The organism is Hydrogenophaga sp. (assembly GCF_026125825.1).
GTDB lineage: Bacteria > Pseudomonadota > Gammaproteobacteria > Burkholderiales > Burkholderiaceae_C > Hydrogenophaga.
The window spans coordinates 40,350-58,253 of the sequence record NZ_JAHCKK010000014.1 but is presented as its reverse complement, the minus strand read 5'-3'; the positions used below and the strand labels follow the sequence as shown (position 1 = coordinate 58,253).

General features: G+C 68.1%; 23 protein-coding genes. 8 read left to right on the top strand and 15 right to left on the bottom strand.

Annotated features, from left to right (window positions below):
• Positions 1 to 130: 130 nt before the first annotated feature.
• The gene (locus tag KIT86_RS07715) at positions 131 to 754 is read left to right on the top strand and encodes a chromate transporter (RefSeq protein WP_297396958.1); all 624 of its coding nucleotides are present in this window, start codon (positions 131 to 133) and stop codon (positions 752 to 754) included.
• Positions 755 to 758: 4 nt separating this feature from the next.
• Positions 759 to 1,352 (top strand): chromate transporter, encoded by a 594-nt coding sequence (locus KIT86_RS07710; protein WP_297396956.1) that lies wholly within the window; start codon positions 759 to 761, stop codon positions 1,350 to 1,352.
• Between the two features lies 1 nt (position 1,353).
• Here the strand turns inward: KIT86_RS07710 and KIT86_RS07705 are convergent, their stop codons facing one another.
• The 7 genes from KIT86_RS07705 to KIT86_RS07675 all read right to left on the bottom strand — a co-directional run bounded on the left by KIT86_RS07705 (position 1,354) and on the right by KIT86_RS07675 (position 6,357).
• Entirely contained in the window at positions 1,354 to 1,746 is a 393-nt protein-coding gene (locus KIT86_RS07705; protein WP_297396954.1) for a nuclear transport factor 2 family protein, read from the bottom strand.
• 74 nt (positions 1,747 to 1,820) lie between these two features.
• On the bottom strand, positions 1,821 to 2,276 hold the full coding sequence (locus KIT86_RS07700; RefSeq protein ID WP_297396950.1) for an N-acetyltransferase: 456 nt from the start codon (positions 2,274 to 2,276) through the stop codon (positions 1,821 to 1,823).
• A gap of 29 nt (positions 2,277 to 2,305) precedes the next feature.
• Complete coding sequence (locus KIT86_RS07695; RefSeq protein ID WP_297396989.1) at positions 2,306 to 3,028, bottom strand: NAD-dependent deacylase; 723 nt, start codon at positions 3,026 to 3,028, stop codon at positions 2,306 to 2,308.
• A gap of 5 nt (positions 3,029 to 3,033) precedes the next feature.
• Positions 3,034 to 3,777, bottom strand: a complete 744-nt coding sequence (gene rlmB / locus KIT86_RS07690; protein WP_291113339.1) for a 23S rRNA (guanosine(2251)-2'-O)-methyltransferase RlmB — start codon at positions 3,775 to 3,777, stop codon at positions 3,034 to 3,036.
• A gap of 26 nt (positions 3,778 to 3,803) precedes the next feature.
• Complete coding sequence (locus tag KIT86_RS07685; protein ID WP_297396947.1) at positions 3,804 to 5,228, bottom strand: PLP-dependent aminotransferase family protein; 1,425 nt, start codon at positions 5,226 to 5,228, stop codon at positions 3,804 to 3,806.
• 56 nt (positions 5,229 to 5,284) lie between these two features.
• Complete coding sequence (locus KIT86_RS07680) at positions 5,285 to 6,001, bottom strand: LrgB family protein (protein ID WP_297396945.1); 717 nt, start codon at positions 5,999 to 6,001, stop codon at positions 5,285 to 5,287.
• A complete protein-coding gene (locus KIT86_RS07675) occupies positions 5,962 to 6,357 on the bottom strand; it encodes a CidA/LrgA family protein (RefSeq protein ID WP_297396942.1) in 396 nt (131 codons plus the stop codon). The genes KIT86_RS07680 and KIT86_RS07675 overlap by 40 nt, the downstream gene beginning before the upstream one ends.
• A 156-nt stretch (positions 6,358 to 6,513) precedes the next feature.
• Here KIT86_RS07675 and KIT86_RS07670 point away from each other — a divergent pair, with 156 nt between their 5' ends.
• Genes KIT86_RS07670 through KIT86_RS07655 form a run of 4 tightly spaced genes read left to right on the top strand, consistent with a single transcriptional unit; the run spans position 6,514 to position 9,590 of the window.
• Positions 6,514 to 7,203 carry an acyl-CoA dehydrogenase family protein gene (locus KIT86_RS07670; protein ID WP_297396939.1) on the top strand — a complete coding sequence of 230 codons (690 nt, stop codon included), beginning with the start codon at positions 6,514 to 6,516 and terminating at the stop codon, positions 7,201 to 7,203.
• On the top strand, positions 7,200 to 7,943 hold the full coding sequence (locus tag KIT86_RS07665) for a c-type cytochrome (protein ID WP_297396936.1): 744 nt from the start codon (positions 7,200 to 7,202) through the stop codon (positions 7,941 to 7,943). The genes KIT86_RS07670 and KIT86_RS07665 overlap by 4 nt, the downstream gene beginning before the upstream one ends.
• Positions 7,940 to 9,253, top strand: a complete 1,314-nt coding sequence (locus tag KIT86_RS07660; RefSeq protein WP_297396934.1) for a cytochrome c — start codon at positions 7,940 to 7,942, stop codon at positions 9,251 to 9,253. Before KIT86_RS07665 ends, KIT86_RS07660 begins: the two co-directional genes overlap by 4 nt.
• The gene (locus tag KIT86_RS07655; RefSeq protein WP_297396931.1) at positions 9,243 to 9,590 is read left to right on the top strand and encodes a thioredoxin family protein; all 348 of its coding nucleotides are present in this window, start codon (positions 9,243 to 9,245) and stop codon (positions 9,588 to 9,590) included. Before KIT86_RS07660 ends, KIT86_RS07655 begins: the two co-directional genes overlap by 11 nt.
• A gap of 6 nt (positions 9,591 to 9,596) precedes the next feature.
• Here the strand turns inward: KIT86_RS07655 and KIT86_RS07650 are convergent, their stop codons facing one another.
• Positions 9,597 to 10,283, bottom strand: coding sequence for an ABC transporter ATP-binding protein (locus tag KIT86_RS07650; RefSeq protein ID WP_297396929.1), 687 nt, complete (start codon positions 10,281 to 10,283; stop codon positions 9,597 to 9,599).
• Positions 10,284 to 10,299: 16 nt separating this feature from the next.
• Between KIT86_RS07650 and KIT86_RS07645 the strand changes: the two genes are divergently transcribed.
• On the top strand, positions 10,300 to 10,962 hold the full coding sequence (locus tag KIT86_RS07645) for an arylesterase (protein WP_297396926.1): 663 nt from the start codon (positions 10,300 to 10,302) through the stop codon (positions 10,960 to 10,962).
• Positions 10,963 to 10,968: 6 nt separating this feature from the next.
• The gene (mnmH, locus tag KIT86_RS07640) at positions 10,969 to 12,048 is read left to right on the top strand and encodes a tRNA 2-selenouridine(34) synthase MnmH (protein ID WP_297396924.1); all 1,080 of its coding nucleotides are present in this window, start codon (positions 10,969 to 10,971) and stop codon (positions 12,046 to 12,048) included.
• A gap of 36 nt (positions 12,049 to 12,084) precedes the next feature.
• Here mnmH and KIT86_RS07635 read toward each other — a convergent pair whose 3' ends face one another.
• From KIT86_RS07635 to hflC, 7 genes are all read right to left on the bottom strand, one after another.
• The gene (locus KIT86_RS07635) at positions 12,085 to 12,276 is read right to left on the bottom strand and encodes a hypothetical protein (RefSeq protein ID WP_297396922.1); all 192 of its coding nucleotides are present in this window, start codon (positions 12,274 to 12,276) and stop codon (positions 12,085 to 12,087) included.
• A gap of 36 nt (positions 12,277 to 12,312) precedes the next feature.
• Complete coding sequence (locus tag KIT86_RS07630; protein ID WP_297396919.1) at positions 12,313 to 13,512, bottom strand: PLP-dependent transferase; 1,200 nt, start codon at positions 13,510 to 13,512, stop codon at positions 12,313 to 12,315.
• A gap of 5 nt (positions 13,513 to 13,517) precedes the next feature.
• On the bottom strand, positions 13,518 to 14,042 hold the full coding sequence (locus KIT86_RS07625) for a phosphoribosyltransferase (RefSeq protein ID WP_297396916.1): 525 nt from the start codon (positions 14,040 to 14,042) through the stop codon (positions 13,518 to 13,520).
• A 66-nt stretch (positions 14,043 to 14,108) separates the two neighbouring features.
• A complete protein-coding gene (locus tag KIT86_RS07620) occupies positions 14,109 to 15,497 on the bottom strand; it encodes an adenylosuccinate synthase (protein ID WP_297396913.1) in 1,389 nt (462 codons plus the stop codon).
• Positions 15,494 to 16,687: an ATP phosphoribosyltransferase regulatory subunit gene (locus tag KIT86_RS07615; RefSeq protein ID WP_297396911.1), complete on the bottom strand. Its 1,194-nt coding sequence runs from the start codon at positions 16,685 to 16,687 to the stop codon at positions 15,494 to 15,496. Before KIT86_RS07615 ends, KIT86_RS07620 begins: the two co-directional genes overlap by 4 nt.
• A 104-nt stretch (positions 16,688 to 16,791) precedes the next feature.
• On the bottom strand, positions 16,792 to 16,977 hold the full coding sequence (locus KIT86_RS07610) for a DUF2065 family protein (RefSeq protein WP_297396908.1): 186 nt from the start codon (positions 16,975 to 16,977) through the stop codon (positions 16,792 to 16,794).
• A gap of 32 nt (positions 16,978 to 17,009) precedes the next feature.
• Positions 17,010 to 17,903 carry a protease modulator HflC gene (gene hflC / locus KIT86_RS07605; RefSeq protein WP_297396906.1) on the bottom strand — a complete coding sequence of 298 codons (894 nt, stop codon included), beginning with the start codon at positions 17,901 to 17,903 and terminating at the stop codon, positions 17,010 to 17,012.
• Position 17,904 lies beyond the last annotated feature (1 nt).

Sequence of the window (17,904 nt, the reverse complement as noted above, 5' to 3'; positions counted from 1 at the left end):
CCGCGCTTCACACAACAAGGCGTGCTCGCGCGCATCCCAGGCAAGCCTTGCGAGGAGGTGTACGCGGTCTACACGCATGTTGAGAACGCGGACCCACTGGCCCCTTCTACCGCAGCCCGATAATCCTGGCATGCCGCCGCCTCCCCAGACCGCCCCCGAAGCCCTCCCTCTCCAGCACCCACGGTCGAAAACCGACCTTTTCGTCTCCTTCACCTGGCTGGCCCTGCAGGGCTTTGGCGGCGTGCTGGCGGTGGTGCAGCGTGAGCTGGTGGAGAAAAAGCGCTGGATGAGCCGCGAGCAATTCCTGGAGGACTGGGCCGTCGCGCAAGTCATGCCGGGCCCCAACGTTGTCAACCTCTCCATGATGATCGGCGGGCGCTACTTCGGCCTGCCGGGCGCGCTGGCGGCGCTGGCCGGCATGCTGACCGCGCCCATGGTGCTGGTGCTGCTGCTGGCCGCGCTCTACGGCAGCGTGGCCGACAGCGCCGTGGCCCAGAACGCGCTGCGCGGCATGGGCGCCGTGGCGGCGGGCCTGATCGCGGCCACCGGCATCAAACTCATCGCCGCGCTCGACAAGAACGCCATGGGCAGGGGCGTGTGTGTCTTCCTGGCCGTGCTCACCTTCATCGCCATCGGCCTGCTGCGCTGGCCGCTGCTGTGGGTGCTGCTGGGCATCGGCGGGAGCGCCTGCCTCTGGGCCTACCGGGTCTTGGGCAACGTCGACGCCGACCGGCACAAGAAAGCGCAGGGCTGAACGCATGATGCTGCCGACCCCCGCCAACTGGCTCGACCTCTTCACCCACTTCGCCTCGCTCTCGCTGCTGGCGGTGGGCGGCGCGATCACCACCGCGCCCGACATGCACCGCTACCTCGTGCTCCAGAACGGCTGGCTCAGCGAGGCGCAGTTCACCTCGTCCATCGCGATCTCGCAGGCCGCGCCCGGCCCCAATGTGCTGTTCGTCGCCGTGCTGGGCTGGAACGTGGGCCTCAACGCGGGCGGTGGCCCTTCGGCCGGATGGGTGGCCTGGGTCCTGGCCCTGTTCGGCGTGCTGGTCACGATGGTGGCCATCCTGCTGCCCTCCTCGGTGCTGACCTACACCGCCACGCGCTGGGCGCACCAGAACCGCGAACTGCGCGCGGTGCGCGCCTTCAAGACCGGCATGGCGCCGATCGTGATCGCACTGCTGATCGCCACCGGCTGGTTGCTCACCGGCTCGCACGAACACCCGGCGCGCGACTGGCCGCTGTGGCTGCTCACCGCCGCCACCACCGTGCTGGTGTGGCGCACGAAGATGCACCTGCTGTGGATGATCGGCGCCGGCGGCCTGCTGGGGGCGCTGGGCCTGGTCTGACCTATTGCTGCTGGGCCTGCAGCATCGCGCCCATCTTCTGGTGGATGAGGTTGATGGCCTTGAGCGGGCGGATCATCACCTTGAAATCGGTGATGCGGCCTTCTTCGTTCCAGCGGATCATGTCAACCCCGTTGACGGTGACGCCGTCGATCTCGACCTGGAACTCCAGCACCGCGTCTCGTGGCCCCACCACCTCGCGCACATAGCGGAACGAGGCGTTGAAGAAGACCTGGAACGCCGCCGCGAGGTACTGCGTCGTCACCGCCTTGCCGGTCTGCGGTGTGTGCACGACCGGCGAATGAAACACCACCTCATCGGCCAGCAGATCGCGCAGGCCGCTGGCATGGCGGGTTCGCACGAGGTCGTGCCATGTGTCGAGGACGGTATGGGCCATGGGCGTCGTCTCCATGAAATCGGCGGTCGCTCATTGTGACCGGTCGCGAGACACCGCGAAAGCCCGCGGGCGGATCAGGCAGGCGCCTGGAGCACCTGGTGGTACGTGACGTACACCTCTTCACGCTCGTAGCCCAGCGACTCGTACAGACCTTGCGCGATCCGGTTGGTCGCCGCGGTATCGAGGGTGAGGCGTTGCGCCCCTTCCGCCGTGAAATGCGCGGTGATGTGGTTCATCAAGTACCGCGCGCAACCGCTCTTGCGGCTCGATGGCTGGGTGTACAGGTCGGACAGATAGTAGTACGGCCGCATGCTGATCGAGCAGACGGCCGGGTAGAGCTGTGAGAACGCGACCGCCTGGCCCTGGTCATCCAGCAGCAGAAAAATCCGGGCCCGCTTCTGCCGGAGGTTCTGCTGGATAAAGGCCCGGCAGCCTGGCAGGTCGCTGGGTTGTCCGTAGAAGATCCGATAGTCGTTGAAGAGCGCCGAGACCACATCGAGTTGCGCTTCGGTGCAGGGAATGACTTGCATGCGTGATGGGTGGGATGAAGGATCGGCACTCAGGCCAGCAAGGCCGGCAGGCACACCGCCGCCGTCTCTCTGAGACAGGTCTCGGCCACCACGTCCAGCGGGGTCGGCTCGGGGTTGACGATGACCACGCGTGCACCGCCCTGGTGGGCCGTGAAAGCCAGGCCCGCCGCCGGATAGACCTCGCCGGAGGTGCCCACCACCAGCATCAGGTCGCAGTGGCGCGCCGCGTGTTCAGCGGCTTCGAGCGCTTCGGCGGGCAGGTTCTCGCCGAACCAGACCACCGCCGGGCGGCGCAGGTTGCCACACACCGCGCAGCGCGGCGGATGCCCTGCTTCGATGGTTTCAAGACGGCAGCAGGCACGGGGCGCATCGAGCCAGCGATCCTCGGCGATGTTGCCGTGCAGCGCCAGGGCATCTGGGTTACCGGCGCGCTGGTGCAGGCCGTCCACGTTCTGGGTGATCAGGGTCAGGCGCCCGGGATGTTTTCGCGCGAAGGCCGCGAGCGCCGTGTGCCCCGCGTTGGGCAGGACGGCGCGGATCATCTCGCGGCGGTGGGCGTACCAGTCCCAGACGCGCTGGGCGTGAGCCCGGAAGGCCGATTCGGTCGCGAGCTCCTGCGGATCGAAATGCGCCCACAAGCCGGTCTGCGCATCGCGGAAGGTGGGCACACCGGATTCGGCGCTCATGCCCGCGCCGGTGAGCACGGCGATGTGGCGCGCGTCCCGGATCCAGCCGCGCACCGTCTCCTGCATGGTGCTCAACTGCGCTGGCGCAGGGCTTCGTAGAGACACACGCCACTGGCGACCGAGACGTTCAGGCTCTCGACCGCACCGGCCATGGGAATGCTCACCAGCTCGTCGCAGGTCTTGCGCGTGAGCTGGCGCATCCCTGCGCCCTCGGCGCCCAGCACCAGCGCCACCGGGCCCTTGAGGTCGACCTGGTAGAGCGTCTTGGGTGCATCGTCGCTGGTGCCGATGACCCAGATGTTGCGCTCTTTAAGTTCACCCAGCGTGCGCGCCAGGTTGGTGACCATGAAGTACGGCATGGTCTCGGCCGCGCCGCTGGCCACCTTGGCCACGGTGGCGTTGATGCCGGCGGCATGGTCCTTGGGTGCGATCACGGCATGGGCGCCGGCCCCGTCGGCCACGCGCAGGCACGCGCCGAGGTTGTGCGGGTCGGTAATGCCGTCGAGCACCAGCAGCAGCGGCGGGATGCCGGTGGGTTCGAGCTGCTCGAGCAGGTCGTCGAGCGAACGCACCTGGGCCACGGCCTCCACGCGCGCGGCCACGCCCTGGTGGCCATGGCTGCCGGCGAGCTTGGCGATGCGCAGGCCATCGGCCTCGATCAGCCGGGCGTTGGCCTCGCGCGCCTTGTCCAGGAACTGGCGCATGCGCGCGTCGCGCCGGGTCGGCTCGTAGTAGATCTCGATGATGGATTGCGGCGCGGTTTTCAGGCGCACACCCACGGCGTGAAAGCCGAACAGCACTTTGGGGGAAGACATCCGGCGATTATCGACGCAGGCCGACCTCAGGCGGCGTGCGCCAGCTCACCCAGCAGGCGCAGCGCCGCATCGAAGCGCGGATCGCCAGGGTGGCCGACGTTGAGCCTGAGGTGGTGCGTGAAACGCCGGTCGGCCGAGAACAGCACGCCCGGCGCGGTGCTGATGCTGCGCGCGCGCGCAAGGTGGTGCAGCGCCAGGGCGTCCACCGTGGGCGGCAGCTCCAGCCAGAGGAAGTAGCCGCCCAGCGGGCGTGTGACGCGCGTGCCAGGGGGAAAGTGGCGCTCCACCAGGCGCAGCGCGTGCCGCTGCTGGCCCGCGAGCGCCTCGCGCAGGCGGCGCAGGTGGCGGTCATAGCCGCCTTGTGCGAGGTAGTCCACCAGCGCAAGCTGAGGCGGGATGGCCGTGGCCAGCGAGCTCGACATCTTCAGGCGCTCCACGGCCCCGGCGTAGCGGCCAGCGGCGGCCCAGCCCACGCGATAACCCGGCGCCAGGCACTTGGAAAACGACGCGCAGTGCAGCACGCCGCCTTCGCGGTCAAAGGCTTTGGCCGGTGGCGGCCGTCGCGCGCCAGCGTGCAATTCGCCGTACACGTCGTCTTCGATCAGCGGCACGCGATGGCGTGCCAGCAGGGCCACCAGGGCCTGCTTGCGTTCGGGCGGCATGAGCGCGCCCAGCGGATTCTGAAAGCTGGGCATGAACCAGCAGGCCGCCACCGACTGACGCTCCAGCAGCGCGGCCAGGGCGTCCAGGTCCACGCCTTCGCGGGGATCGGTGGCGACCTCCACCGCCTTGAGATGCAGGCGCTCCAGCGCCTGCAGCGCGGCGTAGAAGGTGGGTGACTCCACCACCACCACGTCGCCGGGCTGGGTCACCGCCTGCAGGCAGAGGTTGAGCGCCTCCATGGCGCCATTGGTGATGACCAGCTCGTCCTCTGCCAGCGGCACGCCGTGCAGCGCGTACCGCCGGCGCACCGCCTGGCGCAGGCCGATGTCGCCAGCGGTCAGCGCGCCGGTGATGCGGGCCGCTGGCAACCGGCGCATGGCGCGCGCGCCGCTGCGCGCCAGCGCATCGAAAGGAAACAGATGCGGTGCCGGAAAGGCCGAACCCAGCGGTACCACGTCGGCGTCGCGCGTGGAGCCCAGCAATTCAAACACCAGTTCGCTGATGGCGACCGGGGTGGCTTCACCGCTGGGCCGCGCGGCCTGGGGCGCGGAGCGCGCGGGGCGGCGCGTGGCGCGCACGAAGAAGCCGGAACGGGCCCGCGCTTCCACCAGCCCCTGCGACTCCAGCTGCCCGTAGGCCTGGAACACGGTGGAGGGGCTCACGCCACGCTGCTCGCAGGTCTGGCGCACCGACGGCAGGCGCTCGCCCGGGCGCAGCAGTCCGGCGCGGATGCCATCGGCGATTTCTTCGGCCAGTTGCTGGTAGCGGGTGAGGCGGGCGCCACTCATGGGATCGGCGTGTGCAAGGGGGTCGGCCGATCTTAGCGACCCCATCGACGGGCCTCTCACAACCAGCGGGCCAGCAAGGCGATCACCAGCGCAGTGCCCACGCCGTTCAAACCCATGGCAAGCGCCGCGAAGGCCACGCTGCCGGGCTGCGTCTGCAGGGTGCGCGCGGTGCCAATGGCGTGTGCGACCAGGCCCAGCGCAAAGCTGCGCGTGCTCGCATCATCCAGCCTCATCAGTCCCAGCACCGGCCGGGCGAGCAGCGTGCCCATGACACCGGTGGCCACCACGGCCAGGGCCGCGACCGAGGGCAGGCCGCCCGCGCGCTCCGCCGCCTGCATGGCGATCGGCATGGTCGCGGCTTTGGGGGCGATCGACAGTGCGAAAGACATCGGCGATGCCAGGCTCCAGGCCAGCAGCAGCGTGCCGAGCACCGAGGCCAGGCAGCCCGCGAGCAAGGCGCCCACCAAGGGAAGCGCCAGGCGCCGCAGCAGCGCAGCCTGCCGGTACAGCGGCACGGCCAGCGCGATGATGGCCGGCCCGGTCAGCCAGCGCAGCAAGCGCGTGCCCTCGGCATAGACGGGGTAGCCCGCGCCCGCCAGTGCCAGCGCGCCCAGCACCAGGCCCGTGCCGGTGAGCACTGGCAGGCACAGCAGATGATGGCCGCTGCGCCGGTACAGGCCCAGCGCCGCCGTGTAGGCCGCCAGGGTCAGCAGCGTCCAGACGAACGCCGCGCTCACGGCAGCCGACGGCGCATCAGCCGGTGCAATGTCCATCCCGTCACGGCGATCGTGAGCGCCGTCACCAGGGTGGCCGCCAACACAAAGAGCGCCGCGTGCTCCACCAGCAGATGGCTGTACAGCCCCACGGCGGCCACCGAGGGGATCAGGAACAGCATGAGGTGGCGCAGCAGCGGCGCGCTCACATCGTCCAAGCCGCGCGGCACGCCGCCGCGAAGCGCCAGCAGGCCCAGCAACAAAAGCAAGCCCAGCAACGAACCGGGCAAGGGCCAGTCGAGGAAAGCCACCAGGGCATCGCCCAGCCACTGCAGGCCCACCAGCAGCCCAGCGGCAGCCAACCAGCCGGCCAGGCGGGTGGCACGCGGCCCACGAAGTTCAGGAAGGCGAGACATCATCGGGCCAGTATCGCGCGGCACACCGCATCTGCCACGGCTCAGATGGGCTGCAATGCAAGCGGATCAGAACGGATCAGCCAGTCCATCTGATCCGGCGTTTTTTCAATAAATCTGAATCTTGCACATCAGACGGTCCTGGGCCACGATGGCGGCATGTCTCAGCAATCCGTGAAGCCACCGACCCAACCCGGCCCCGACGCGCTGCGCGAGGTGGTGGACAGCGGCCTGCTGCGCTGCGGCGTGCCCATCCACCTCGGTGGTTCGGGCGAAGGGTTGGACGCGCTGGCGGCCGGGGCGGCCGAGCTGGCGCGGCACGACCGGGCGGCGGCTGGGGTGCTCTGGGCCCAGCGGCTGGCCATCGAAGCCTTGCTCCAAACCCCCAACATCGCCCTGCGCGACCACTGGCTGGCCGACTTCCTCTCGGGCGAGCGCGCCGCCACCGTGTCGCCTTCGTTCGATGCGCTGTACGCGCACGACACCGGCCGGGGCTGGTTGCTGCGCGGCGAACTTCAACCGGTGCCCAACCTGCAATGGGCGGGCTTCTCCCTGGTCGCGCCGGTGCGCCTGAATGGCCCGGTGGACCACTGGGTGCTGCTGCGCAGCGAGGAAGATGGCCTGTCGGTTCTCCCCGATACTGGGGCACACTGGCCTGCGAATGCCCACGCCGCCACGCTGCGGCTCGAGCACGTCTTTTTTCGCGAGGACGAATGGCTGTGCGGCCCGGACCTGCCCCAGCGCCTGGGCCCAGTGGCGGCCGCGCTGGCCGCCGGCCTGCCCTGCCCGACCGACTGGAACCGAACCGCCCTGCCCACGCTCTCACCTCCAACGTTCCCCACGACATGACCCTGTTTTCGCGTTCAACCCTGCGCCCGCGCTGGCGCCCCTCCCTGCTGCTTGCGCTGGCCTGCGTGCTGGCGCCGGCCGCCGCGCAGCCGCCGACCTTCGAGGACACCATGGCCCAGCGCATGCTGGCCTGCACCGCCTGCCACGGCAACCAGGGGCGCGCCGCGCCCGATGGCTACTACCCGCGCCTGGCGGGCAAACCCGCCGGCTATCTCTACAACCAGCTGCTGCATTTCCGCGATGGCCGCCGTACCTACCGCCTGATGACGCAGATGGTCGATCCGCTGAGCGACGCCTACCTGCTGGAAATCGCCGAGCACTTCGCCGCCATGGACGTGCCCTACCCCGCGCCAGCCAAGGCCGACGCCACGCCGCAGGAACTGCAGCGCGGTGAGCAGCTGGCCCTGCACGGCGACTCCGCTCGCCGCCTGCCAGCCTGCGTCGCCTGCCACGGTGCGGCGCTCACCGGCGTGCAGCCGGCCACCCCTGGCCTGCTGGGGTTGCCACGCGACTACCTCAACGCACAACTCGGCGCCTGGCGCACCGGCCAACGCAAGGCCCATGCGCCCGATTGCATGGCCGATATCGCCCAGCGCCTGGACATCCGCGACATCGCGGCCGTGAGCGCCTGGCTCTCCACGCAGCGCCTGCCGGCGAACACCCACGCCGTGCCACCAGGCGCGACGCCTCTGCCCCTGCAATGCGGCAGCGCCATGCCACCGAAGGGAGGCCGTCCATGAGCGCCGCCCCCCTTCCCCGCATCGCCTTGCGAGCGTTCGCCGCATGTGTGCTTGTTGGCGTGGCCGTGGTCGCCTGGCTCGCATGGCCCGCACAGCCCATCGCCGTCGCACCACCCGCCGTGGCCACCGACCTGCGCGACCCGCACACCATCGAGCGTGGGCGTTACCTGTCGGTGGTGGGCAATTGCCAGGCGTGTCACACCACGCGCGGTGGCGAGCCTTTCGCCGGCGGCTATGCCCTGCCAACGCCATTCGGCACCGTGTACGGCAGCAACCTCACACCCAGCGACAGCGGCCTGGGCCCCTGGACCGCCGACGACTTCTGGCGCGCCATGCACCACGGCCAGGGACCCGATGGCCGCTGGCTCAACCCGGCCTTCCCCTACAACAACACCACCCAGGTCACCCGCGAGGACAGCGACGCGCTCTACGCGTATTTCCGCAGCCTGCCACCGGTGGACGCGCAGGTGCCTCCGCACGACATCCGCTGGCCCTACAACACCCAGCTCGCGCTCAAGGCCTGGCGCACCCTGTACTTCAAGGCCGGCGCGGACGAACCGCCCACCTCGGCCGCGCGCGCGCCAGAGATGCTGCGCGGCGCCTACCTCGTCAATGGCCTGGGCCATTGCAGCGCCTGCCACGTGCCGCGCGACGCCCTGGGCGGCCAGGGGGACATGCTCGGCCTTTCCGGCGGTCTGATCCCCATGCAGCGCTGGTACGCGCCCTCACTGCTCGACCCGGCGGAGGCCGGCGTCCAGGACTGGTCCATCGAGGAGATCGTCGCCCTGTTCAAGGACGGCCGCGCCCGGGACGCGCTGGTGTCCGGCCCCATGGCCGAGGTGGTGCAGCACAGCACGCAGCATTGGGCACCGGCCGACCTTCGGGCCATGGCCACTTACCTCCAGCAGTTGCCCAAGCCATCGGCATCGCGCGGCGAGAAGCCTCCCGCCGCCGACAGCCGCGCGCTCAGCATGGGCGGCCAGCGGTACGAGCAGCATTGCGCCCAATGCCACGGCAAGCAGGGTGAAGGCATCCTCAGCCAGGGCTCGACGGCCTACCCCGCTCTGGCCGGCAACCGTGCGGTGACGATGGCGTCGCCCGCCAACCTGGTGCAAATCGTGCTCAACGGTGGCTTCGGCCCCGCGACCGAAGGCCACCCGCGTCCCTTTGGCATGCCTCCGTTCGTGCTGCAGCTCAGCGACCAGGAACTGGCCGACGTGCTGACCTATGTGCGCACCCAGTGGGGCAACCAGGCGCCACCGGTCAGTGCCCTGGACGTGCAACAGCTCAGGGGACCGCTTGGTCGCTGAACCGCTCCATGTCGTGAGCCTGTGCGCCCAGTGGTGCGGCACCTGCCGCGACTGGAAGCCGGTGATGGACGAGGTCGCCAGCACCCACCCGCAGTTGCGCTGGCGCTGGCTGGACATCGAGGACGAAGCCGAGCTGCTGGGCGACCTCGATGTGGAAACCCTGCCTTCCGTGCTGATCGGCCAAGGTGAGCGGGTGCTGTTTTTCGGGCCGGTCCTGCCCCGCGTGGAGCTGCTGACGCGCCTGCTGGAGACACTCGGCGAACCGGGCTACCGGGCCACGCAGGTGGACGGCGAGGTGGCTGCGCTCTGGCAGCGGCTGCGCAGGGCGTCCGCCTGAGCTTCCTCAGGCCGCTTCGCCCTCGACGGCCACCTGGCCAGCCTCGATCGTGATGCGGCGTTCGCAGCGTTGGGCAATGGCCCGGTCGTGCGTCACCAGCACGAGTGTGGTCCCCTGCTCGCGGTTGAGCTCGAACATGAGTTCCATGATCCGGGCGCCGGTGGCGAAATCCAGGCTGCCAGTGGGTTCGTCGGCCAGCAACACCGACGGCTGCACCACAAAGGCGCGCGCCAGCGCCACACGCTGCTGTTCGCCGCCCGAGAGCACCTTGGGGTAGCTTGAGAGGCGCTCGCCCAGGCCCACCCGCTGCAGCATCTGGGTGGCGGTGGCGCGCGCGTCGCGCAGGCCAGCCAGCTCCAGCGGCAGCATCACGTTCTCCAGCGCGGTGAGGTTGCCCAGCAACTGGAAGCTCTGGAAGACGAAACCCACCTTCTGCGCGCGCAGCGCGGCACGCTGATCCTCGTTCATGGCGAACAAATCGACGCCGTCGATGTGAACTGTGCCGCTGCTGGGCGTGTCCAACCCCGCAACGATCGACAGCAGGGTGCTCTTGCCCGACCCGGATGCGCCCACGATGGCGGCGGTTTCACCCTTGTTCAAAGTGAAATCGATATCGCGCAGAATCGTCAGGGAGCCGGTGGAGTCGGTCACGGACTTGAACACATGCTGGACCGCAATCATCACATCGGACATGGAAGGACTTCTCAAGTTGAAACGCCGTCACTTTAACGCGCTGGCCGGCGCGCTGTGCGCCCTGGCCGTCGCAGGGTCTTCGGGCTTGACCCATGCTCAGGCCAGCACGTCCGCCGATCCGCTGATCCTCGTGGTGGGGGATTCCCTCAGCGCCGAATACGGCCTCAAGCGCGGCACCGGCTGGGTGGCCTTGCTGGAAGAGCGTCTGAAACGGGAAAAAGTTCGCGCCCGGGTGGTCAACGCCAGCATCAGCGGCGACACCACGTCGGGCGGGCGCTCGCGCATCACTCCACTGCTCAAGCAGCACCAGCCCGCGCTGGTGGTGATCGAACTGGGCGGCAACGACGCCTTGCGCGGCCTGCCACTGAACATGACACGCGAGAACATCGCCACCATGGCCCGACTCTCGCGTGAGGCAGGCGCGAAGGTCCTGCTGCTGGGCATGGAGATGCCACCCAACTACGGTGCGAAGTACGGTCAGGAATTCCGCGAGGTCTTCACCAGCGTCGCCAAGGCGGAGAAGACCGCGCTCGTGCCCTTCTTCCTCAAGGGCGTCGCCGACACGAAAGACCCCACCGCGATGTTTCAGGCCGACCGCATCCACCCCAACGAATCCGCCCAGGCCACCATGCGCGACAACGTCTGGCCCGAACTGCGCAAACTGCTCGCCACCCGATAATCGGGTATGCCTGTCCACATCCTGAGCGCCACCGCGGCGATGGCCCGCCTCGACGAGTTCGACACCCTGATCGACGCGCGCACCGAAGACGAGTACGCGCTCGATCACGTGCCGGGCGCGGTGAATTGGCCGACGCTGGACAACCAGCAGCGCATCGACATCGGCACGATGTACAAGCAGGTCAACCCCTTCGAGGCCAAGAAGCGCGGCGCGGCCCTGTCGGCTCGCAACATCGCGGCCCACATCGAACGCGAGGTGATCGACAAGCCCAAGGGCTGGAAGCCGCTGGCCTACTGCTGGCGCGGGGGCAATCGAAGCGGCGCGCTGGCCACCATCCTGGGCGCCATCGGCTTTCACGTGACGCTGATCGAAGGTGGCTACAAGGCCTGGCGCGCCGCGCTGGTGGAAGCGTTGCCGGCTCTGGCCCAAGGCTTGTCGTACCGTGTGGTCTGCGGCCCGACCGGCAGCGGCAAGACGCGCCTGCTCCATGCCCTGGCCGCCCAGGGCGCCCAGGTGCTCGACCTCGAGGCCCTGGCCAGCCACCGAAGTTCGGTGCTCGGCCAGATCCCCGGCCAACCGCAGCCCAGCCAGAAGCGATTCGATTCCCTGGTGTGGCAAGCCCTGCGTGGTTTCGACCCAGGCCGGGTGGTGTACGTCGAGAGCGAGAGCAAGAAGGTGGGCAATGTTCGCGTGAACGAGGCGCTGATCGATGCCATGCGCGCCAGCCCGTGCATCGATCTGCAGTTGGGCGACGAGGAGCGGGTGGCCTTGCTGCTGGAAGATTACGACTTCTTCGTGAAGGACCCGGCGGCGTTTTGCGAACGGCTGGAGGCCCTCACGGAACTGCGGGGCAAGCAGGTGGTGTCGGGCTGGACGGGCAAAGTGCGTGCGGGCCACACGCCAGAGGTGGTGCTGGAACTGCTCACGGGACACTATGACCCGATGTACGCCCAGTCGATTGCGCGCAATTTCACGCGGTTCTCGCAGGCCCGGCCGCTGGTGCTGAGGGACCGGTCCCCCGACGCCTTGATGGAGGCGGCTCGGTCGCTGATGGCCGACGAGGCCACAGCCACCCACCCGGCCTGAGCGCGACAGCGCCGGCCGACGCGGGAGCCAGCGGACTCAGTCGGCCGCGCTGTCGCCGCCCGCCGGGGCGTCACCAGGTGCCTCAGGCGATCCAGCACCCGGCTCTTCGGGTGCATCGGAGTCCTGGTGCTGGCGACCCGCGGCCTTGGCTTTGAGCTTTTCCTCTTTCTTCTTTTTCTTGGCAAGCTCGCGCTGGCGCTTTTCGTATCCGTAATTGGGAGTAGCCAAGTCAGTCTTTCAGGTCAGTGGAAAAGGATAAGGGTCTCAAGGCTTCAATGCGGTCAAAGCCTGAGCCAGGTCGGCACGAAGGTCGTGCACGGACTCCAGGCCCACGGCAAAGCGTACCAGACCGCCGGCATGGGGCCAGCCCTGGCTGCGGCTGGGGCCGATGTCGTAAGGGGCGCACAGGCTGACCGGGCCGGCCCAGCTCCAGCCCAGCTTGAACAGGCGCAGGCTGTCGCAGAACGCGTCGATGCGTGCCTGGGAAATGGAGGCGTCGAACACCGCGCTGAACAGGCAGGCCGCGGCGCTCGCATCGCGTTGCCAGGTGGCGTGGCCGGGCGAACCTGGCAGCGCCGGATGCAGCACCTGCACGACGCCGGCCTGATGCTGCATCCAGGTGGCGAGTTCGCGGGTGCTCGCGTCCTGGGCGTGGTAGCGCAGCGCCATGCTGGGGAGGCCGCGCAGCACCAGCTCGGCGTCGTTCACGCCGATATTCAGGCCCAGGCGCATGTGGGTGAGCAACACCTGTCGGTGCAGCGCCAGATCGCGCGTGACGACCGAGCCCATGAGCACGTCCGCACCGCCACTGGGGTACTTGGTGAGGGCCTGCACCGAGATGTCAACGCCCAGATCAAAAGGCGCGAACGCGATGCCCGCGCCCCAGGTGTTGTCGAGCGCTGTGACGATGGGACGCTGGTGGCCACCGCCGCGGCGGGCATTGGCATCGCGCACCTGGGCCACCAGGGCGGGCAGGTCGGGAAACTCCAGCGTGACCGACCCCGGCGCCTCCAGCCAGACCAGGCGTGTGGCCGGACCGATCTTGCGCGCAAGGTCGGCCGGGTCCATGGCATCGAAGTAGCGGTGCGAAATGCCCCAGGCCGCGAGTTCCACCGCGGCGAACGACTTGCCCGGCCCGTAGGCGTTGTCGGGAATCAGCACCTCATCGCCCTGGCGCAGCAGCGCCATATCCACCAGCGACACCGCTGCCAGCCCGCTGGGCGCAAGCACGCAATGCGCGCCGCCTTCGATGGTGGCGATGCGCTCTTCCAGGGTGAAGGTGGTCGGCGTGCCGTGCAGGCCGTAGGTGTAGCCGCTCTTGTCTTTCCAGTCGGTGGAGCGCAGGGCCTCGACGGTGGGAAAGAAGACGGTGGATGCCTTGTACACCCCTGGCGCCACCCCCTCGAAGCCCTCGGGGGGTTTGTAGGGATGGTGGATCAGGCGGGTGGACAGGTCGTCACTCATTCAGGTCAGAGCTTCCACTTTTCCAGGAGTTGCGCGGGACGCAGGCTGTCGTAGCCTTCGAAGGGCTGATGGATCCACGGGTTCGTGGGGAGGAACTCCACCGAGTAGTCGGCCGTGAAGGTCGAAAGCTGCTTGGTCCAGATCACGGCGCTGCGCATTTCGGTGATCGGCTTGTAGTTGTTCTTGAGCAGGTCGATGACCGCCTTGAGCGTGTGGCCCGAGTCGGCCAGGTCGTCCACCAGCAGCACCCTGCCGGCGATCTCGCCCTTGGGCGTGGTGATGTAGCGCGCAATGTCCAGATTGCCCTGCTGCGTGCCTGCGGCGGCGCGGTAGGAACTGGTGGACATGATGGCCAGCGGCTTGTCGAAAATGCGGGAGAGGATGTCTCCCGGCCGCATGCCACCCCGTGCCAGGCACAGGATGGTGTCGAACTCCCAGCCCGACTGGTAGACCTTGAGCGCGAGCTTCTCGATCAGGTTGTGGTACTCGTCGTAGGAGACGTAGAGGTGTTTGCCGTCTTCGGTCAGCATGCGGGCTCCGGATGGGAATGTCGTGGGGAATTTTGCACGAAGGGCCGCGCGCGGCCCCCGGTGGTTTCACCCATGGTAGGGGTTGTGCAGCAGGATGGTGTGATCGCGGTCCGGGCTGGTGGAGACGATGTGGATCGGCACCCCGGTGGTCTCGGCGATGCGCGTGAGGTAGCGCTGGGCATTGACCGGCAGGTCTTCGTACCGCGTTGCCCCCACCGATGACTCGCTCCATCCGGGCAGCGTCTCGTAGATGGGCTTGCAGCGCGCGATGTCTTCCGCGCTCATCGGCAGGATGTCGATGACCTCGCCATCCAGTTCGTAGCCCGTGCACAACTGGAGCTCCTTGAGCCCGTCCAGCACATCGAGCTTGGTGATGCACAGGCCCGACAGACCATTGACCTGGGCCGAGCGCTTGAGCAGCGCGGCATCGAACCAGCCACAACGGCGGCTGCGGCCCGTGGTCACCCCCTTCTCGGCCCCCACGGTGGCCATGTGCCAGCCGGGTGTGCCTTCCTTCTCCCATTCCAGTTCGGTGGGGAACGGGCCGCCGCCCACGCGGGTGCAGTAGGCCTTGGTGATGCCCAGCACATAGTGCAGCAGGCCGGGACCCACGCCCGAACCGGCGGCGGCGTTGCCGGCCACGCAGTTGCTGGAGGTCACGAAGGGGTAAGTGCCGTGATCGATGTCAAGCAGCGTGCCCTGCGCGCCTTCGAACAGCAGGTTCGCACCGGCACCGTGCGCCTCATTGAGCTCGCGCGAGACGTCGGCGATCATGGGCTTGAGCAGCTCGGCCTGCTGCATGGCCTCGCCATACACGGCGTCGAACTGGATCGCGCCGTCCTTCATGTAGGGGGCGATCTTGTCGTCCCAGGCCATGTCGGCCGAGTGCAGGTAGGTGGTGAGCACGTGGTTGTGCAGGTCGAGCAGATCGCGCAGCTTGGCCGCAAACCGCTCGGGGTACTTCAGGTCCTGCACGCGCAGTGCACGGCGCGCGATCTTGTCCTCGTAGGCCGGGCCAATGCCACGGCCGGTGGTGCCGATCTTCTCGGTCCCGGCCTTGACCTTGGCAGCCTCACGCGCGATGTCGATCGCGGCATGGAACGGCAGGATCAGCGGGCAGCCTTCGCTCACGCGCAGGCGCGATCGCACCTCCACACCGGCTTTCTCCAGGCCGGCGATTTCCTCGAACAGCTTGCCCACCGAGAGCACCACGCCGTTGCCGATGTAGCACTTGACGCCAGCGCGCATGATGCCGCTGGGGATCAGGTGCAAGGCGGTCTTCACGCCGTTGATCACCAGCGTGTGGCCTGCGTTGTGGCCGCCCTGAAAGCGCACCACACCCGTGGCGGTCTCGGTCAACCAGTCCACCAGCTTGCCCTTGCCTTCGTCACCCCACTGGGTGCCTACCACCACCACGTTGCGCCCTGGGGTCACGGCGCTGCTGCTGTTCGTCATTTGCTGGTTTCCGTTTGAAGGGTTTGAACTGTCCAGGCGCCGCGACGGGCCGCATCAGGCACGAGTTCGCGGTCGCAATGAAATTCGTCGACCTGGTGGTCGTGGCCTGGCAACGCACACACCACGGTGTGCCCTTGCGCACGCAGTTCGGCAATGGCCTGGCGCAGGCCGGCGTCCATGCCCCAGGGTGCGCGGATCGCCGCCACCAGGGGACGCGGCGCCACCGCCGCCACCAGTTCCTTGAGGTCCAGGCTGAAACCCACCGCCGGGCGGTTTCGGCCGAACACGGCACCGACTTCGTCGTAACGGCCGCCCCGTGCCAGTTCGAGCGTCTGCCCCGCCCGGCCTTCGGGGGCATGGGCGAACAGCGCGAAACGCATGCCGGTGTAATAGGCGTAACCGCGGAGGTCGGCCAGGTCTATCGACACGTCCATGCCCTGCGCGTGCGAAGCCAGCCAGCGCAGGCTGTCCAACGCCGCGTGCAGGGCTGGCGAGGGCTGCAGAATGCGCCGGGCCTCATCCAGCACGGACACCCCGCCGAACAGGCGAGGCAGCGCCGTCAGATCGCGGCGCACGGCGGCCGGCAGCTCTTGTGCGAGCACATCGAGTTCGGCCACGTCCTTGGCGTTGAGCGCAGCATGGATGCGCGCCTCTTGCGCGGCGGTCAGCGACACCGGCGCGAGCACAGCGTCGATCACACGCACATCCGCCATGTCCAGCTGCAGGCCTTTTACGCCTGCGTTGCGCAGACAGGCCTGCGCGAGTTCGATGATCTCGAGGTCCGCTTCCTGCCCGGCATGACCGTAGATCTCGGCGCCAAATTGCAGCGGTTCACGGCTGGCCAGTGGCCGGTCGATGCGCGTGTGCACCACGGGGCCACAGTAGCTCAGTCGCGCCACGCCCTGGCGGTTGAGCAGGTGGGCGTCGATGCGGGCGACCTGGGGCGTGCTGTCCGCGCGCAAACCCAGGGTGCGGCCAGAGAGCTGATCGACCAGCTTGAAGGTCTGAAGACCAAGTGCCTCGCCCGTGCCGGTGAGCAGGGACTCCAGGTGCTCCAGGAGCGGCGGCATGACCAGCTCGTAGCCGTAGCCACGGGCCGTGTCCAGCAAGCCCCTGCGAAGTTCTTCGATGTGACGGGCCTCGGAAGGCAGGACATCGGCAATGTGATCCGGGAGGACCCAGGCAGACATGGATATTTTCAGGCGCTGTTAAAAACGTGATTCTACCGGCCCCCCGGAGGCTACTCCGGCGGGTATTGTTCAGCGCGGGGCCGCGCTGGAAAAGAAGCGCGGCGTCAGGACAGCGACCACCAGAGCAGCACGCCGCTGCCCAGGCAGATCAGTCCGAAGAATCGCAATTGCCCATCGCGCAGGCTCAGCATGTCGGTGAAGACGCGACGCCACAGCCTGGGCGCCACCAGGGGAAGCACCCCTTCGAAGATCAGCACCAGGGCCAGCGCAGGCCAGATCGCGTCGGACATGTCGTGACCCCGGGCCCTTCAGCGCACAGGGCTCATCGGGCCGGCGCCACGTTGCTGCTGCGCATGCCTTTGAAGAAGTCCGACGACGGATCGACGACCAGCACATCGGACTTGCTGGCGAAGCTTGACTTGTACGCTTCCAGGCTGCGGTAGAACTGGGCGAACGCCGGATCGCGGCCGAAGGCTTCGGAGAACGAGGCCGCCGCCTTGGCATCGCCTGCACCTTTGATCGCTTGCGCGTCGCGGTAAGCCTCGGAGACGATCACCTCCCGCTGGCGGTCGGCATCGGCGCGGATTTTTTCGCCCTCGGCAAAGCCGGTGGAGCGCAGTTCGTTGGCCACGCGCTTGCGCTCGGCTTCCATGCGTTGATAGACCGAGGCGGTGATGCTTTCAGCGTAATCGACGCGTGTGATGCGCACGTCGACCACGTCCATGCCCCAGGGCTTGTCGGCACCGCGCACGGCCGCCAGCACTTCGCGCTTGACGTCGGCCATGAGCTGCTCGCGCCGGGTCGACAGCAGTTCGTTCACCGTGCGCTTGTTGACTTCCTGCTGGAAGGAGTTGCGCACCACGCGGTTGAGCTGCAGCGCACCGGCGCGCTCGTTGACGCCGACGTTGCGGATGTACTCCTGAGGCTCGCTGATGCGCCAGCGCACATACCAGTCGATCACCACGCGCTGCTTCTCAGCGGTGAGTGTCGGCTCGGTGTCGGTGCTTTCCAGCGTGAGCAGGCGCTTGTCGATGTAGGAGACGTTCTGGAATGGCGGGGGGAGCTTGAAATTCAGGCCGGGTTCGGTGACGACCTGCTTGATTTGGCCCAATTGGAAGACCACGCCGAATTGGCGCTGGTCCACCACGAACAGCATGGAGCTGGCGATTGCCAGAACCACGATGAAAGATGTGATGATGAAACCGAGTTTGTTCATG

What these genes read in the sequence shown, in the direction of transcription:
- KIT86_RS07715 (WP_297396958.1), top strand. Translation starts at nt 131, where the DNA reads ATGCCGCCGCCTCCCCAGACCGCCCCCGAAGCCCTCCCTCTCCAGCAC.
- KIT86_RS07710 (WP_297396956.1), top strand. Translation starts at nt 759, where the DNA reads ATGATGCTGCCGACCCCCGCCAACTGGCTCGACCTCTTCACCCACTTC.
- KIT86_RS07705 (WP_297396954.1), bottom strand. Translation starts at nt 1,746, where the DNA reads ATGGCCCATACCGTCCTCGACACATGGCACGACCTCGTGCGAACCCGC.
- KIT86_RS07700 (WP_297396950.1), bottom strand. Translation starts at nt 2,276, where the DNA reads ATGCAAGTCATTCCCTGCACCGAAGCGCAACTCGATGTGGTCTCGGCG.
- KIT86_RS07695 (WP_297396989.1), bottom strand. Translation starts at nt 3,028, where the DNA reads ATGCAGGAGACGGTGCGCGGCTGGATCCGGGACGCGCGCCACATCGCC.
- rlmB (WP_291113339.1), bottom strand. Translation starts at nt 3,777, where the DNA reads ATGTCTTCCCCCAAAGTGCTGTTCGGCTTTCACGCCGTGGGTGTGCGC.
- KIT86_RS07685 (WP_297396947.1), bottom strand. Translation starts at nt 5,228, where the DNA reads ATGAGTGGCGCCCGCCTCACCCGCTACCAGCAACTGGCCGAAGAAATC.
- KIT86_RS07680 (WP_297396945.1), bottom strand. Translation starts at nt 6,001, where the DNA reads ATGGACATTGCACCGGCTGATGCGCCGTCGGCTGCCGTGAGCGCGGCG.
- KIT86_RS07675 (WP_297396942.1), bottom strand. Translation starts at nt 6,357, where the DNA reads ATGTCTCGCCTTCCTGAACTTCGTGGGCCGCGTGCCACCCGCCTGGCC.
- KIT86_RS07670 (WP_297396939.1), top strand. Translation starts at nt 6,514, where the DNA reads ATGTCTCAGCAATCCGTGAAGCCACCGACCCAACCCGGCCCCGACGCG.
- KIT86_RS07665 (WP_297396936.1), top strand. Translation starts at nt 7,200, where the DNA reads ATGACCCTGTTTTCGCGTTCAACCCTGCGCCCGCGCTGGCGCCCCTCC.
- KIT86_RS07660 (WP_297396934.1), top strand. Translation starts at nt 7,940, where the DNA reads ATGAGCGCCGCCCCCCTTCCCCGCATCGCCTTGCGAGCGTTCGCCGCA.
- KIT86_RS07650 (WP_297396929.1), bottom strand. Translation starts at nt 10,283, where the DNA reads ATGTCCGATGTGATGATTGCGGTCCAGCATGTGTTCAAGTCCGTGACC.
- mnmH (WP_297396924.1), top strand. Translation starts at nt 10,969, where the DNA reads ATGCCTGTCCACATCCTGAGCGCCACCGCGGCGATGGCCCGCCTCGAC.
- KIT86_RS07630 (WP_297396919.1), bottom strand. Translation starts at nt 13,512, where the DNA reads ATGAGTGACGACCTGTCCACCCGCCTGATCCACCATCCCTACAAACCC.
- KIT86_RS07625 (WP_297396916.1), bottom strand. Translation starts at nt 14,042, where the DNA reads ATGCTGACCGAAGACGGCAAACACCTCTACGTCTCCTACGACGAGTAC.
- KIT86_RS07620 (WP_297396913.1), bottom strand. Translation starts at nt 15,497, where the DNA reads ATGACGAACAGCAGCAGCGCCGTGACCCCAGGGCGCAACGTGGTGGTG.
- KIT86_RS07615 (WP_297396911.1), bottom strand. Translation starts at nt 16,687, where the DNA reads ATGTCTGCCTGGGTCCTCCCGGATCACATTGCCGATGTCCTGCCTTCC.
- KIT86_RS07610 (WP_297396908.1), bottom strand. Translation starts at nt 16,977, where the DNA reads ATGTCCGACGCGATCTGGCCTGCGCTGGCCCTGGTGCTGATCTTCGAA.
- hflC (WP_297396906.1), bottom strand. Translation starts at nt 17,903, where the DNA reads ATGAACAAACTCGGTTTCATCATCACATCTTTCATCGTGGTTCTGGCA.